15 protein-coding genes are annotated in these 14,304 nt (G+C 65.4%); 4 read left to right on the top strand and 11 right to left on the bottom strand.

Going from position 1 to position 14,304, the window contains the following annotated elements; genetic code table 11:
- Positions 1 to 11 precede the first annotated feature (11 nt).
- From AAFG07_RS10965 to AAFG07_RS10955, 3 genes are all read left to right on the top strand, one after another.
- On the top strand, positions 12 to 566 hold the full coding sequence (locus tag AAFG07_RS10965; RefSeq protein WP_342727280.1) for a carboxymuconolactone decarboxylase family protein: 555 nt from the start codon (positions 12 to 14) through the stop codon (positions 564 to 566).
- A 1-nt stretch (position 567) separates the two neighbouring features.
- Complete coding sequence (locus AAFG07_RS10960) at positions 568 to 1,368, top strand: SDR family NAD(P)-dependent oxidoreductase (RefSeq protein ID WP_342727279.1); 801 nt, start codon at positions 568 to 570, stop codon at positions 1,366 to 1,368.
- Positions 1,369 to 1,611: 243 nt separating this feature from the next.
- Positions 1,612 to 1,830, top strand: a complete 219-nt coding sequence (locus tag AAFG07_RS10955) for a hypothetical protein (RefSeq protein WP_028334528.1) — start codon at positions 1,612 to 1,614, stop codon at positions 1,828 to 1,830.
- A 39-nt stretch (positions 1,831 to 1,869) separates the two neighbouring features.
- On the opposite strand, the gene AAFG07_RS10950 is transcribed toward AAFG07_RS10955, so the two are convergent.
- Both AAFG07_RS10950 and AAFG07_RS10945 read right to left on the bottom strand, forming a co-directional pair.
- On the bottom strand, positions 1,870 to 5,052 hold the full coding sequence (locus AAFG07_RS10950; protein WP_342727278.1) for a multidrug efflux RND transporter permease subunit: 3,183 nt from the start codon (positions 5,050 to 5,052) through the stop codon (positions 1,870 to 1,872).
- Between the two features lie 23 nt (positions 5,053 to 5,075).
- The gene (locus AAFG07_RS10945; RefSeq protein WP_342727277.1) at positions 5,076 to 6,320 is read right to left on the bottom strand and encodes an efflux RND transporter periplasmic adaptor subunit; all 1,245 of its coding nucleotides are present in this window, start codon (positions 6,318 to 6,320) and stop codon (positions 5,076 to 5,078) included.
- Positions 6,321 to 6,524: 204 nt separating this feature from the next.
- Between AAFG07_RS10945 and AAFG07_RS10940 the strand changes: the two genes are divergently transcribed.
- Positions 6,525 to 7,124 (top strand): TetR/AcrR family transcriptional regulator, encoded by a 600-nt coding sequence (locus AAFG07_RS10940; RefSeq protein WP_342727276.1) that lies wholly within the window; start codon positions 6,525 to 6,527, stop codon positions 7,122 to 7,124.
- A gap of 188 nt (positions 7,125 to 7,312) precedes the next feature.
- Here the strand turns inward: AAFG07_RS10940 and AAFG07_RS10935 are convergent, their stop codons facing one another.
- The 9 genes from AAFG07_RS10935 to phnG are packed head-to-tail and all read right to left on the bottom strand — an operon-like array spanning position 7,313 to position 14,277.
- A complete protein-coding gene (locus AAFG07_RS10935; protein ID WP_212311518.1) occupies positions 7,313 to 7,924 on the bottom strand; it encodes a pyridoxamine 5'-phosphate oxidase family protein in 612 nt (203 codons plus the stop codon).
- Between the two features lie 35 nt (positions 7,925 to 7,959).
- Positions 7,960 to 8,553, bottom strand: a complete 594-nt coding sequence (gene phnN / locus AAFG07_RS10930; RefSeq protein ID WP_342727274.1) for a phosphonate metabolism protein/1,5-bisphosphokinase (PRPP-forming) PhnN — start codon at positions 8,551 to 8,553, stop codon at positions 7,960 to 7,962.
- Positions 8,550 to 9,704, bottom strand: a complete 1,155-nt coding sequence (locus tag AAFG07_RS10925) for an alpha-D-ribose 1-methylphosphonate 5-triphosphate diphosphatase (protein ID WP_342727273.1) — start codon at positions 9,702 to 9,704, stop codon at positions 8,550 to 8,552. The genes phnN and AAFG07_RS10925 overlap by 4 nt, the downstream gene beginning before the upstream one ends.
- 13 nt (positions 9,705 to 9,717) lie before the next feature.
- On the bottom strand, positions 9,718 to 10,416 hold the full coding sequence (gene phnL, locus AAFG07_RS10920) for a phosphonate C-P lyase system protein PhnL (protein WP_198964452.1): 699 nt from the start codon (positions 10,414 to 10,416) through the stop codon (positions 9,718 to 9,720).
- Between the two features lie 8 nt (positions 10,417 to 10,424).
- The gene (phnK, locus tag AAFG07_RS10915) at positions 10,425 to 11,222 is read right to left on the bottom strand and encodes a phosphonate C-P lyase system protein PhnK (protein WP_050423104.1); all 798 of its coding nucleotides are present in this window, start codon (positions 11,220 to 11,222) and stop codon (positions 10,425 to 10,427) included.
- Positions 11,215 to 12,099 (bottom strand): alpha-D-ribose 1-methylphosphonate 5-phosphate C-P-lyase PhnJ, encoded by an 885-nt coding sequence (locus AAFG07_RS10910; RefSeq protein ID WP_342727272.1) that lies wholly within the window; start codon positions 12,097 to 12,099, stop codon positions 11,215 to 11,217. The genes phnK and AAFG07_RS10910 overlap by 8 nt, the downstream gene beginning before the upstream one ends.
- Positions 12,096 to 13,199, bottom strand: a complete 1,104-nt coding sequence (locus AAFG07_RS10905) for a carbon-phosphorus lyase complex subunit PhnI (RefSeq protein WP_342727271.1) — start codon at positions 13,197 to 13,199, stop codon at positions 12,096 to 12,098. Before AAFG07_RS10905 ends, AAFG07_RS10910 begins: the two co-directional genes overlap by 4 nt.
- A gap of 3 nt (positions 13,200 to 13,202) precedes the next feature.
- Positions 13,203 to 13,811 (bottom strand): phosphonate C-P lyase system protein PhnH, encoded by a 609-nt coding sequence (gene phnH, locus AAFG07_RS10900; RefSeq protein ID WP_342727270.1) that lies wholly within the window; start codon positions 13,809 to 13,811, stop codon positions 13,203 to 13,205.
- 4 nt (positions 13,812 to 13,815) lie between these two features.
- A complete protein-coding gene (gene phnG / locus AAFG07_RS10895; protein WP_342729121.1) occupies positions 13,816 to 14,277 on the bottom strand; it encodes a phosphonate C-P lyase system protein PhnG in 462 nt (153 codons plus the stop codon).
- Between the last annotated feature and the right edge of the window lie 27 nt (positions 14,278 to 14,304).

The raw sequence follows: 14,304 nt of genomic DNA, 5'->3' as shown, positions 1-14,304 counted from the left end.
GGACAACAACAATGGCCCGCCTGCCCTATCTCGAAGCCGACCAGGTCGCCCCCGAATATCGCGACATGCTCAAGCGCAACACCAATCTGCACAAGCTCTTGGTGAACTCGCCGGACATGGCGCGCGCCTTCAACGGCATCGGCGGCTACATCCGCTTCAAGAGCAAGCTCGACCCACGGCTGCGCGAACTCGCGATCCTGCAGGTCGGCTGGCTCGAGAAATCCGAGTACGAGTTCACCCATCACGTGAAGATCGGCAAGGAGTTCGGCGTGACCGACGAGGACATCCAGGGCCTGATCGCCGAGACAGCGGGCAAGCCGTCCAAGCTCGAACCGCTGGCGAAGGCGATCCTCAAGGGTGCCCGCGAAATGGTGCGCGAGCTCGCGATGTCGGAGGCGACCTTCGCCGAGATCAAGCAGCATCTCTCCGACGAGCACATGACCGATCTGGTGCTGACGATCGCGTTCTACTGCGCCGTGGTGCGCGTGCTCGCCACCATGCAGATCGACAACGAGCCAACCTACAAAGAGGTACTGCAGCAGTACCCGATCCCGGGAGTGAAGTGACATGCGCCTGCAAGATCGCGTCGCCATCGTTGTCGGCGCCGGCCAGAGCCCCGGCGAAGGCATCGGCAACGGCCGCGCCACCGCGCTGACCTTCGCGCGCGAAGGCGCCAAGGTGCTGTGCGTCGATCACAATCTGGCGTCGGCGCAGGAAACCGTCGAGCTGATCGCGGCCAACGGCGGCACTGCTGTCGCCTTCAAGGGCGACGTCACCAAGAATGCCGACATCAAGGCGATGGTGGCGGATGCGCATGGCCGCTGGGGCAGCATCGATATCCTGCACAACAATGTCGGCGTCAGCCTCTCCGGCGGCGATGCCGAGCTGCTCGACATCACCGAGGAAGCGTTCGACCGCTGCGTCGCCATCAACCTGAAGAGCTGCATCCTGGCCGCCAAGCACGTGATCCCGATCATGCGCCAGCAACAACGCGGCTCGATCATCAACATCTCGTCGATGGCCGCGATCACGACCTATCCTTACGTCGCCTACAAGGCGACCAAATCGGCGATGATCGCGTTCACCGAACAGCTCGCCTACCAGAATGCGCAATATGGCATTCGCGCCAACGTGATCCTGCCGGGGTTGATGAACACGCCGATGGCGGTGGACACGCGCGCACGCGAATTCAAGAAGAGCCGCGCGGAAGTCGAGGCCGAGCGAGACAGCAAGGTGCCGCTGCGTCACAAGATGGGCACCGGCTGGGATGTCGCCAATGCCGCGCTGTTCCTCGCCTCGGATGAGGCGAATTTCGTCACCGGTGTGACGTTGCCGGTCGATGGCGGCGCCAGCGTGCGGCGCGGTTAACGAATAGCGAGGAATTCGGCAGGTTAATCCTGCTGATTAACCTGTGTGACGATGTGCGGTTAATCACTGTGACGGCATCACGCGTCAATGCGCCGCAATGATTCGAAAAACTTGAAGTATTCCAATGACACGGCGATGTGACGGCGCGTCCACATAAATCGAAATCCTGACTCGTTGTGGTCGCACGAAATTCATCTGCGCTCTGTATCTCGCACCCCAAGAACTTCTGGAGTGCCTGGACCAATGAGCGAAGAATTCGAACTCAGACCCGATCAGTGGGATGCGCTGAAAGCGTTGCGGGCTCCCGCAGCAAACCCTTCACGGCTGAACCGGTTCGCCGTCGAAAGCCTGATCACGCTCGGTTATGTTGCGGTGCGTGGAGATTCGTTCGAACTGACGCCCGCGGGCCGCAAGGTGCTGGTCCGCGGTTCGTCACTTCTGCTGCTCGATATCGCAGCTTGATCCTCTTCAAACTGACACGAGGCTTACACACACGCGGCATCATGCCGCGTGTGCTTTTCCAGGGATGGTCGCCTCGCCGTGCTGCGTCAGCGGCTTCATGCCGGTGAGCGTGCGCAGCAGCACATAGAATACCGGCGTCAGGAACAGGCCGAAGACGGTGACGCCGATCATGCCGGAGAACACCGCGACGCCCATCGCGCGCCGCATCTCCGAGCCCGCGCCGGTCGACAACACCAGCGGCAACACGCCCATGATGAACGCCATCGACGTCATCAGGATCGGCCGCAGCCGCAATCGGCTGGCCTCGATCGCAGCGCGGATCGGGGAGCGCCCGGCGAATTCGAGCTCGCGCGCGAATTCGACGATCAAGATGGCGTTCTTGGCCGACAATCCGACCAGCACGATCAGGCCGATCTGGGTGAAGACGTTGTTGTCGCCCTTCGACAGCCAGACGCCGAACATCGCGGCCAAGAGGCCCATCGGCACGATCATGATGATCGAGAGCGGCAGCGCCAGGCTCTCATAGAGCGCGGCGAGCACCAGGAACACCAGGAGGATCGCGAGCGGAAACACCCAGATTCCGGAGTTGCCGGCGATGAACTCCTGATAGGTCAGGTCGGTCCATTCGAAGGCAAAGCCCGGCGGCAGCGTTTCGGCCGCGATCCGTGTCGCCACCTCTTGCGCCTGGCCGGACGAAAAGCCCGGCGCCGCAGCGGCGTTGATGTCCGACGACAAGAAGCCGTTGTAGCGGATCGCACGCTCCGGACCTGCGCTCTGCCGGACCTTCAGCAAGGCCGACAAAGGCACCATGTCGCCCGACGACGAGCGCACCTTGAGCTGCCTGATGTCGTCGGCGCGCGCGCGGAACGGTGCGTCAGCCTGCACATAGACCGAATAGGTGCGGCCGAATTTGTTGAAGTCGTTGACATAATAAGAGCCGAGATAGATCTGCAGCGTATTGAAGACCTCCGTGACCGGCACGCCGAGCTGCAACGCCTTGGTGCGGTCGATGTCGGCGAACAGCTGTGGGACATTGACCTGGAAGCTCGAGAACGCACCGGCGATCTCCGGCGCCTTCTGGAGCGCGCCCATGAACGCCTTGGTCGCGTCGTTCAGCGCCTCATAGCCAAGGCCTGCGCGGTCCTCGATCTGCAGCTTGAAGCCGCCGATGGTGCCGAGGCCGTTGACCGGCGGCGGCGGGAACATCGCGATGAAGGCATCCTGGATGCCGGCATACTTCTTGTTCAGCGCCGCCGCGATCGCCGGACCGCTCAGCGACGGATCCTTGCGCTCGTCGAACGGCTTCAGGGTCGAGAACACGATGCCGGCGTTGGACGAGTTGGTGAAGCCGGAGATCGACAGGCCGGGAAACGCCACCGAACTTTCGACACCAGGCTGGGTCAGCGCGATGTCGCTCATCTTGCGGATGACTTCCTCGGTGCGGTCGAGCGTCGCGCCGTCAGGCAGCCGTGCGAAACCGACCAGATACTGCTTGTCCTGGCCCGGCACGAAGCCGCTCGGCACCTGCTTGAACAGCACGCCGGTCAGGCCGATCAGCAGCACGTAGAGGCCGATCACCACGGCCTTGCCGTAGATCACCTTGGTGACGGTACGGCCGTAGTTCTCCGAAGACTTCGTGAAGACCTTGTTGAAGCCGCGGAAGAACCAGCCCAGCGACTTTTCCATACCCCTCGTCAGCCAATCCTTCGGCTCGTCATGTCCCTTCAGCAGCAGCGCCGACAGCGCCGGCGACAGCGTCAGCGAGTTGATCGCCGAGATCACGGTCGATATCGCAATCGTCAGCGCAAACTGCTTGTAGCACTGCCCGGTGAGGCCGGAGATGAACGCGAGCGGCACGAACACCGCGATCAGCACCAGCGCGATCGCGATGATCGGGCCCGACACCTCGCGCATCGCCTGGTTGGTGGCATCGCGCGGCGACAGGCCGGATTCGATGTTGCGCTCGACATTCTCGACCACGACGATGGCGTCGTCGACCACGATGCCGATCGCCAGCACCAGGCCGAACAGGCTGAGCGCGTTGATCGAGAAGCCGAACACATGCATCACCGCGAAGGTGCCGACGATCGACACAGGAACTGCGATCAAGGGAATGATCGAAGCGCGCCAGGTCTGCAGGAAGAGGATCACCACCAGCACGACGAGCGCGATCGCCTCGAGCAGCGTGTGGATGACGGCCTCGATCGACGACCGCACGAATTGCGTCGGATCGTAGACGATCTGATACGACACCCCTTCCGGCATGTTCTTCTTGATCTCGGCCATGGTGGCGCGGACGTGGTCGGAGATCTCCAGCGCGTTCGAACCCGGCGCCTGGAAGATCGGGATCGCGACCGCCTGCTTGTTGTCGAGCAGCGAGCGCAGGCCGTATTCGGAGGCGCCGAGCTCGATCCGCGCGACGTCGCGCAGCCGCACCACCTCGCCGGCCGAACCGGTCTTCACCACGATGTCGCCGAACTGCTCCTCGGTCGACAGCCGTCCCTCGGCGTTGACAGAGAGCTGGAGGTCGAGGCCCTTGACGCTGGGCGAGGAGCCGACCACGCCGGCCGCGGCCTCGACGTTCTGCGCCTGGATTGCGCGCACCACGTCGCTTGCGGTCAGCGCATGTTCGGCGGCCTTCTGCGGATCGACCCAGACCCGCATCGAATAGTCGCCGGCGCCATAGAGCTGGACGTCGCCGACGCCGTCGATCCGCGCCAGCCGGTCCTTGACGTTGAGCACTGCGTAGTTGCGCAGATACGTCATGTCGTAGCGGTTGTTCGGCGACAGCAGATGCACGACCATGGTGAGGTCGGGCGAGCTCTTCTTGGTGATGATGCCGAGCTGGCGCACCACGGCCGGCAGGCGCGGCTCGGCCTGCTGCACGCGGTTCTGCACCAGCTGGGTCGCCTTGTCGGGGTCGGTGCCGAGCCGGAACGTCACCGTCAGCGTCATCGCGCCGTCGGTGGTCGCCTGGCTCGACATATAGAGCATGCCCTCAACGCCGTTGATCTGCTCCTCGATCGGGGTTGCCACCGTCTCGGCGATCACCTTCGGATTGGCGCCGGGATAGGTCGCCCGCACCACGACCGACGGCGGCACCACGTCGGGATATTCCGAGATCGGCATTGCCAGCAGCGAGATCAGGCCGGCCAGGAAGATCAGGATCGATAGCACGCCGGCGAAGATCGGCCGGTCGATGAAGAATTTTGAGAGATTCATGGCTCCGCCCCCGCGTGCAGCGCCTAGCGCTGCACGACGTGCTGGTTGATTTCAGAGGATGCCTGTTGCATGCCGCGCGCGCCCATCTCGGCGACTTCCATCTTCAGGAGTGCGCCGGGACGCACGCGCTGCAGGCCGTTGACGACGATGCGGTCGCCGGATTTCAGGCCCGCGGTCACGATCCGCAGGCCGTCGACCGCGCCGCCGAGCGTGACGGAGCGATAGACCGCGCGGCTGTCGTCGCCGACCAGCATGACGAACTTCTTGTCCTGGTCGGTGCCGACGGCGCGCTCGTCGACCAGCACCAGCGTCTGCTGCTGGGGCTGGCCCATGCGCACGCGGGCGAACTGGCCCGGGATCAGCCGGCCGTCTTCGTTCTTGAACACGGCGCGGACGCGGATGGTGCCGCTCTGCCCATTGACCTGGTTGTCGATCAGCTGGATGTGCCCCTTGGCGCTGAGGCCGCCCGACGTCACCATGTCGACCGGGATCTGATCGAGATTGCCGCGCTTGCCGGACGCGTCCGCGATCGAGTTCAGCGCGCGCAGCACGACCTCCTCATCGGCATCGAAGCTCGCATAGATCGGATTGACCGAGACCAGCGAGGTCAGGACCGGCGATGATGTACCTGCCGCGACGAGATTGCCGACCGTGATCTCGATCCGGCCGACCCGGCCATCGACCGGTGCGCGGACCTCGGTGTAGTCGAGATTGAGCCTTGCGGTCTGCAGCGCGGCTTCGGCGGCCTTGACGTTGGCGATCGCCTCGCGATTGGCGTTGTCGCGCTGATCGAAATCGCGCTTGGTGACGATGTTGTTGCCGACCAGCTGTGCACCGCGCTCGACTTCACTCGTGGTGAACACGACGCGGGCCTTGGCCGCCTCGAGCTGCGCCTGGGCCCGGTCGACCTCGGCCGCGTAAGGCGCGGGGTCGATCTTGAACAGGATGTCGCCGGACTTCACCAGCGCGCCCTCGGTGAAGTTGGTCGAAAGGATCGCGCCGGCCACCCGCGGCCGCAGCTGGACGCGGTCGACGGCTTCGAGCCGGCCCGAGAAGTCATCGAACAGGGTGGTCGGCCGCGGCTGGATCACAGAAACGGTCACCGGCACCGCCGGTTCAGGGGCGGCGGCGGCCGCGGTCGCCTGCGCAGCGTGGAAATAGTGGCCGGTCGCGATCGAACCGGCCACCGCGAGGGCGCCAAGGATCACGACACCGCCGACGATTCGTCGGAAACGGCCGGAACGGGGATTTTGGGTTGACGAGGGCATTCACGCGCTCCAGATATCTGTAGTGTTCGCTACAGATGTGGAGCTGGACGCCGGTTCGCAAGATACTTATGTATCGAGCACTATGAATTTATTATCTCATTCGTGGGGAAATGGGAAGACGCGGAAAAACATCACGTGCAACAATAGGATAAGCCAGAGACAAGCCGTCACAGAAACGGCGCCGGGCTTACGGAGTAACTGAAAATGGGAATGGGACGCCCCCGCGCCTTCGACGCGGATGCTGCTTTGGACCGGGCCATGGACGTATTCTGGCGCCACGGTTACGAGGGCACCACGATCGCGCAGCTCACCGAGGCGATGAGCATCAATCCGCCGAGCCTCTACGCCGCCTTTGGCAGCAAGGAAGGCCTGCTGAAGGCTGCGCTCGACCGCTACTCTGAAAAGCGCGACGCCTGGATGGAAAAGGTTTTGGGCGCCTCAACCGCCCGCGAGGTGGCCGAACGATTTCTGATGGAGCACGCGGACGCCCAGACCGATCCCGCCAACCCGCCCGGCTGTCTGCTGGTCCAAGGTGGCCTTGCCTGCGGCACCGGCTCGGCAAACGTTCCATTCGAACTGGCGGCGCGCCGCACCCACACCGAAGATCAGTTGCGCGAACGCTTTGTCCGCGCCAAGGCCGAACGCGATTTGGACGAAAACGCCGATCCGGCCATGCTTGCCCGCTATCTCTCCGCGGTCACATCCGGCATGTGCGTGATGGCTTCCTCGGGCGCCGACCGCAACGCGCTCCGCGAGATCGCGGCGGTGTCGCTGAAGGCGTTCGATGAGCAGGCGAAGGCCTGAGCCGCAAGACCAACTTCGACGCAGCCATCGGAAGTTACCTCGCCCCGCTTGCGGGGAGAGGTCGAATTCGAGCAAAGCTCGAATTCGGGTGAGGGGGAGCTGCCGCGTGCACAACTATCAGCATTATCGCGGGACGCCCCCTCACCCCAACCCTCTCCCCGCAAGAGCGGGGCGAGGGAGAAGAGACGTCACCACATCGTTTGCCGCGCGCGCTCTGGCCATTCGCGATCGTATTTTTCGCCGCCGACCGTGTGCTCGCTCATCTCGGCGAGGATCTGGCCCGGTGTCGGCAAGGCCTTCGGATCGACCCGCTTGTCCGGATTCCAGAGGTCGGAGCGCACGATCGCGCGGGCGCACTGGAAGTAGATCTCGTCTACATTCATCACGATCACCGTGCGCGGCGCCTTGCCTTCCATCTTGAAGGAGGCCAGGAGTTCCGGCTCGGCCGTGACGTAGGCCCGGCCGTTGACGCGCAGCGTGCTGCCCGAGCCCGGAATCAGGAACAACAGCCCCACGCGAGGATCGCGAACGATGTTGCGCAGCGAGTCGCAGCGATTGTTGCCGCGGCGATCCGGCATCATCAGCGTCTTCGCATCATGGATACGCACGAAGCCCGGCAAGTCGCCGCGCGGCGAGCAATCGAGCCCCTCGGGCCCCGACGTCGCAAGCGACACGAACGGCGACTTCTCGATGAGCACACGGTAGAGCGGCGTCACGTGATCAGCGACCTTCACGGTCGACGCGTCGTTCGGGAAGCCGTAGATCGCCTCAAGCTGCTCGATCGTAGAGATCACCGACATTCGTGCTGTTCTCCTTTGTGGCTACTCGTCTCTTGCTATTCGTCCCAGCGCTCGCCCTTGATGATGCGGACAAGCTGTCGCGCGTGATATTCGGCGGTGCCGGAATTGACGATGGTGAAATCGGGCGTCGACGTGCTTTCGTCGACGGTGCGGGCCAGCCGCTGCGCGAGAAGGCCGTCGCTGCTGCGTGCCCGCGCAGCCAGCCGCGCGGCCAGCACATCCGGCGGCGCCGTGATCGAGACAACCACGGCATTGGCGTAGTGGCGGCGCGCTGCTGCGATCACCGTGCGGGAGACGTTCGCGATCACGGTGCGCCCGGCGCGAATCTCATCATTGATCGCGCGCGACAGCGCATAGCGATGGCCGTGCGCTTCCCAATGCATGGCGTAGTCGCCGGCGGCGGCCGCGCGCTGGAAGGCCTCCGCACTGACCTCTTCATTATCTTCCGAGGCCGAGGCCTGACGTGTGATCAGGCGGCGGGGAAACACGATGTCGCGATCGTCGGCGCAGGCCGCCTTCGCCAGTCCCAGCAGCGTATCCTTGCCGGCGCCGCTCGGGCCGACCACCAGGATCAACCGGCCGGGACCGATCGCGGCGCGCTGCTCGGCGACGACGGACGTACCGGTCACGCGACCCTCCCCCCTTCGCGCCAGACGCTGCGCACGACAGGCAGATCGCGCGCGACGTGCACGCGGATCAGATCGGCGCGCCTGCCGACCGCGATCTCGCCGCGATCGGACAGACCGACCGCCTCGGCGGGCGTCTTGGTCACGGTGCGGACAGCGGAGGCGAGATCAATCGCCGGCACATGCCGCGGCAGTTGCAGGGCGGCCATCAGCAGGCTGGAGGGGATGTAGTCCGACGACAGGATATCGAGCATGCCCTCATTGGCGAGATCGACGGCGGCGATATTGCCAGAGTGCGAGCCGCCGCGCACAACGTTCGGCGCGCCCATCAGGATGTCGATGCCGGCGGCGTGCAGCCCGCGCGCGGCTTCCATCGTGGTCGGGAATTCCGCGACCGCGACCTTGTCGTTGACGGCGTCGACCACGTTTTCATCCGTGGTATCGTCGTGGCTCGCGAGCGGAATCTTGTATTGATGCGCCAGCGCGACGATCGCGCGGGTGTTCGCCACGGCATATTCCTTCTGATAGGCGAAGCGCCGGGCGAACAGCACGTCGAGCTGGGCGTCGGTCATGCCGCCGCCCTTGCCGCGGTAGTAGTCGCGCAGCTTCACCTCGTCGCGGAACTGGCGCTGGCCCGGCGTATGATCCATCAGCGACATCAGCCGCACGTCGGGCCGCTCGATCAGCTCCTTGGCTTCGGCGACGACATCAGGCATCGGCACCTCGCAGCGCAGATGCAGGAAGTGATCGGCACGCAGCAGGTCCTCCTCGCGCGCGGCCGAGATCGCCGCCGCCAGCACACCGGCGCGGCCGTCGACATCCTCGGCGCCGTCCTCGCGCCACACCCGCAGCGAATCCAGCACAGTGGTGATGCCCGAGGTCGAGAGCTGCCCGTCATAGGAGATCACGGCAGCGACCGGATTCCAGAACACCTTCGGCCGCGGCACGTAGTGCATTTCGAGATGATCGGTGTGCAGCTCGATCAGCCCGGGCATCAGGAGATCGCCGCCGGCGTCCTCGGCGGCCTCGGGCGCCCTGCCCTCGCCGAATTCGGCGATCTTGCCGTCAACGATCGCAACCCAGCCCTGCTCGATCACGCGATCGGCGAGGACCAGCCGGGCGTTGCCGATGATGGTGTCTTGCTTGGCGGTCATTTCAAACGGTCCTTCAGGCAGCAGCGGCGAACGAGGTCACATCGACGATGCGGTCGGCAATCAGATGACGGATTTCGTCGTCATGGACAATCGCGACCATCGCGACGCCCTTGGTTTTCTTCTCCGCAATCAGCTCGACCACCACTGCGCGATTCGCCGCATCGAGCGAAGCGGTCGGCTCGTCCAGCAGCAGGATCGGCAGGTCCGAGATGAAGCCGCGCGCGATGTTGACGCGCTGCTGCTCGCCGCCGGAGAAGGTCGAGGGCGGCAAGGTCCACAGCCGCTCCGGAATGTTGAGCCGGCGCAACAGGCGCCCGGCGCGCTCGCGGGCCTCCTCGCGCGCCACGCCGTTGACGATCAGCGGCTCGGCGACGACATCGATCGTCGCCACCCGCGGCACCGCGCGCAGGAACTGGCTGACATAGCCGATGGTCGAGCGGCGGATGCTCAGCACCTGGCGCGGCTCGGCGGTCGCGAGGTCGACCACCTTGCCGCGATGGCGGATGCCGATCCGGCCGCTGTCGCAGCGATAATTGCCGAAGATCATCTTCAGGATCGAGGATTTGCCGGCGCCCGACGGGCCCGACAGCACCACGCACTCGCCCGGATCGGCGTGGAACGAGACGCCGCGCACCACAGGCAGCTCGACGCCGCCTTGCAGATGCATGGTGAAGGTCTTCTCGGCGTTGGCAAGTTCGATCATCGCGGTCATTGACAAGCTCATGGCGGAAGTATCGAGGAAACGAGCAGCTGCGTATAGGGCTCGCGGGGATCGTCGAGCACCTGGTCGGTGAGACCGGTCTCGATGACGCGGCCGCCCTTCATCACCATCACGCGATGCGACAGCAGGCGCGCGACGGCGAGATCGTGGGTCACGACGATGGCGGCAAGGCCGAGCTCGCTGACGAGATTGCGCATCAGGTCGAGCAGGCGCGCCTGCACCGAGACGTCGAGGCCGCCGGTCGGCTCGTCCATGAACACCAGCCGCGGCTCGGTGACGAGGTTGCGCGCGATCTGCAGCCGCTGCCGCATGCCGCCGGAATAGGTCTTCGGCGCATCGTCGATGCGGCCGACATCGATCTCGACCCGATCGAGCCAGGTCGACGCGGTGTCGCGGATCCGGCCGTAGTGATTCCAGCCGACCGCCATCAGCCGCTCGCCGACGTTGGCGCCGGCCGACACGCCCATGCGCAGCCCTTGCGCCGGGTCCTGGTGCACAAAGCCCCAGTCGGTGCGGAACAGGAAGCGCCGCTCGGCCTCGCCGAGTTCGGCAAGATCGCGCAGCACGCCGTCGCGCATCCGGTAGGACACCCGCCCCGCGCTCGGCGCGAGCTGCGCGGAAAGCAGCTGCAGCAGGGTCGACTTGCCCGAACCGGACTCGCCGACGATCGCCAGCACCTCGCCGGGATAGAGCGCGAACGAGACATCGCGGCAGGCCGGGAGCCGGCCGTAATTCTTCGCAAGCCCCTCGGCCACCAGCAGCGGCTGGTCGTTGTCGAGGCTCGAGAGCTCAGACATGCGCCTTCTCCTTGTGCGGCGCCGCGCTCTCGGTGCCGTGATGGCCGGCGGCCTGGCGCTGCTCGCAGAAGTCGGTGTCGGAGCAGACGAACATCCGCCCGCCCTTGTCGTCGGTGACGATCTCGTCGAGATAGGAACTATCGGCGCCGCACAGCGCGCAGGGCGCATCAAAGCGGTAGCGCGTGAACGGATGATCCTCGAAATCCAGCGAGACCACCGTGGTATAGGGCGGGATCGCGTAGATGCGCTTCTCGCGGCCGGCGCCGAACAGCTGCAAGGCCGCGCAATTGTCCATCTTCGGATTATCGAACTTCGGCGTCGGCGACGGGTCCATCACGTAGCGTGCATTCACCTTCACCGGATAGGCGTAGGCGGTCGCGATGTGGCCGAAGCGCGCGATGTCCTCGTAGAGCTTGACATGCATCAGCCCGTATTCGGCGAGCGCGTGCATGCGCCGCGTCTCGGTCTCGCGCGGCTCGAGGAAGCGCAGCGGCTCGGGGATCGGCACCTGATAGACCAGCACCTGTCCGGCGTGCAGCGACGCCTCCGGAATGCGGTGCCGGGTCTGGATCACGGTCGCATCCGTGGTCGAGGTCGTGGTCGCGACACCCGCGGTCTTGCCGAAGAACTTGCGGATCGAGATCGCGTTGGTGGTATCGTCCGAACCCTGGTCGATCACCTTCAGCACGTCGTCGGGGCCGAGGATCGCCGCCGTCACCTGCACGCCACCGGTGCCCCAGCCATAGGGCATGGGCATCTCGCGGCTCGCGAACGGCACCTGATAGCCGGGAATCGCGATCGCCTTCAAGATCGCGCGGCGGATCATCCGCTTGGTCTGCTCGTCGAGATAGGCGAAATTGTACGTCGGCGCATTCATTCCGCGGCCTCCTGCAGTTCCACGGCCTCGTTGGCTTCCGCGAATTCCTGCCGTAGCTTGCGGAGCAGGCCGAGCTCGGACTGGAAGTCGACGTAATGCGGCAGCTTGAGATGCTCGACGAATCCGGTCGACTGGACATTGTCGGAGTGCGACATCACGAACTCCTCGTCCTGCGCCGGCGCTCCCGCCTCCTCGCCGAGCTCGCGCGCACGCAGCGCGCGGTCGACCAGCGCCATCGACATGGTCTTGCGCTCGCTCTGGCCGAAGGCGAGGCCATAGCCGCGTGTGAAGCACGGCGCCTCTGTCGTCGAGCCCTTGAACTGGTTGACCATCTGGCACTCGGTGAGTTCGATCGAGCCGAGCGGCACCGCGAAGCCGACGTCTTCGGCTGAGAATTCGACCTCGACCTCGCCGAAGCGGATCTCGCCGGCGAAGGGATGATTGCGGCCATAGCCGCGCTGCGTCGAATAGCCGAGTGCGAGCAGGAAGCCTTCGTCGCCGCGGGCCAGATTCTGCAGCCGCAGATCGCGATCAGCCGGGAAGCTCAGCGGCTCGCGCGTGAGGTCGCCGACCGCCGCGTCGCTATCTGCCTGCGGCGACGATTCGATCAGGCCGTCGCGGCCGAGAATGTCGGTGACCCGCGGCGTTGCCGCCTGCGATGCTTCCGCGGTCGCCGGCTGCTCCGGCACAAAACCTTCCGCGAGCTGCGGATCGAGCAGGCGATGAGTGTAGTCGAAGGTCGGCCCCAGGATCTGGCCGCCCGGAACGTCCTTGAAGGTCGAGGAGATGCGCCGCCGCACCTGCATCGCGCCGGTGTTGACCGGCTCGGTGGCGCCGAACCGCGGCAGCGTGGCGCGGAAGGCGCGAACCAGGAAGATCGCCTCGATCATGTCGCCGCGCGCCTGCTTGATCGCGAGCGCCGCAAGTTCGCGGTCGTAGAGCGAGCCTTCGGTCATCACGCGGTCGACGCCGAGCGCGAGCTGCTCGGAGATCTGCGCCAGAGTCACCTCGGGCACATCGCGATCGCCGCGCCGCTCATGCGCGAGCAGCCGATGAGCGTTCTCGATGGCGCGCTCGCCACCCTTGACGGCTACATACATCGCTCACACTCCGCTTGCGATCAGCCGCGTGGTGCGCGGGATCGCGACAATCTTGTCGTCATGGACCAGCACGACGTCGATGCCGCGCGGGAACAGCGCTTCATTGATCGACAGCCGCTGGAACAGGTCGCTCGGCTTGATCATCGCCTGCAGCAGCGCGCTGCCGTCGATGCCGGGACCCTTCAGCTCGAAGGCCGGGCCCTGCGTCAGGCTGCCGACCTGCAGGATCAGCGTGGTCGAGCGGTCAGGATATTCGCTGCTGCCGAACGCGAAACGCTCCAGCGCCGGCAGGCTTGCCGCATCGCCGATCAGCGCGAAGCTTGCGATCGCGGAATCCGTAACCACCGGCGCGCTGGCGTGAAACTTCAGCCAGCGGGCGACGTCCGGCATCGCCGACATCGCAGCATCGAGCCAGATCGGCGTGTCGTGATCGAACAGCGTCAGCGCGATCGCGGCAGAGCCGCGCATCATGCCGGCCGGCGTTCCGACATCAGCGGCGACCCGCTGCACGCTGCCCGGACGCGCCATCGCATCCATCACGGAACGGAACGTGGATTGCGCCGACAGCACCTTGTCGGCAAAGCCTGCGGGCATTTCGGCAATCGTCGTCATTGCATCACCCCTCACCGCGCACCATCGTGTAGAAATCGACCCGCGTCGCCGCGGTCTCGGCGGCCTTGCGGGCGCGTTCGGCGTTCATGGCGACACGCAACGGCGCGATCACCTTGGCCTCCACCTCGCCGGACAATGCCGCCGACTGCACCATGGCGTCGCACAGCGCTATCATCTGCGCCTTGTGCGCATCGCGGCCGAGCGTGTAGCCGAAGCCGACCTCGCCGGTCGCAAGCCGCACCGCCGCGCGCGACACCGTCGCCTCGCCGAGGTTGAACGGCGCACCGTCGCCGCCGATCCGCCCGCGCATCATCACGAGGCCATTCTCCGGCTCCCGCAGGTTTTCATGGCTGGGCACCGCGATCGCCGCGAGCCTGCCTGCGATGTCGGCCGCGGCGGAGTGCGCCAGCACCGTCATCGCGGCCTTGCGCTGGGCCTGTTTGCCGTCTGGTCCGGTCGAACTCATGGTCGAATTCATGGGCAACCTTGCTTG

Origin of the sequence: Bradyrhizobium sp. B097, assembly GCF_038957035.1 — a bacterium.
Taxonomy (GTDB): domain Bacteria; phylum Pseudomonadota; class Alphaproteobacteria; order Rhizobiales; family Xanthobacteraceae; genus Bradyrhizobium.
This window is presented reverse-complemented; position numbering and strand designations above follow the sequence as displayed.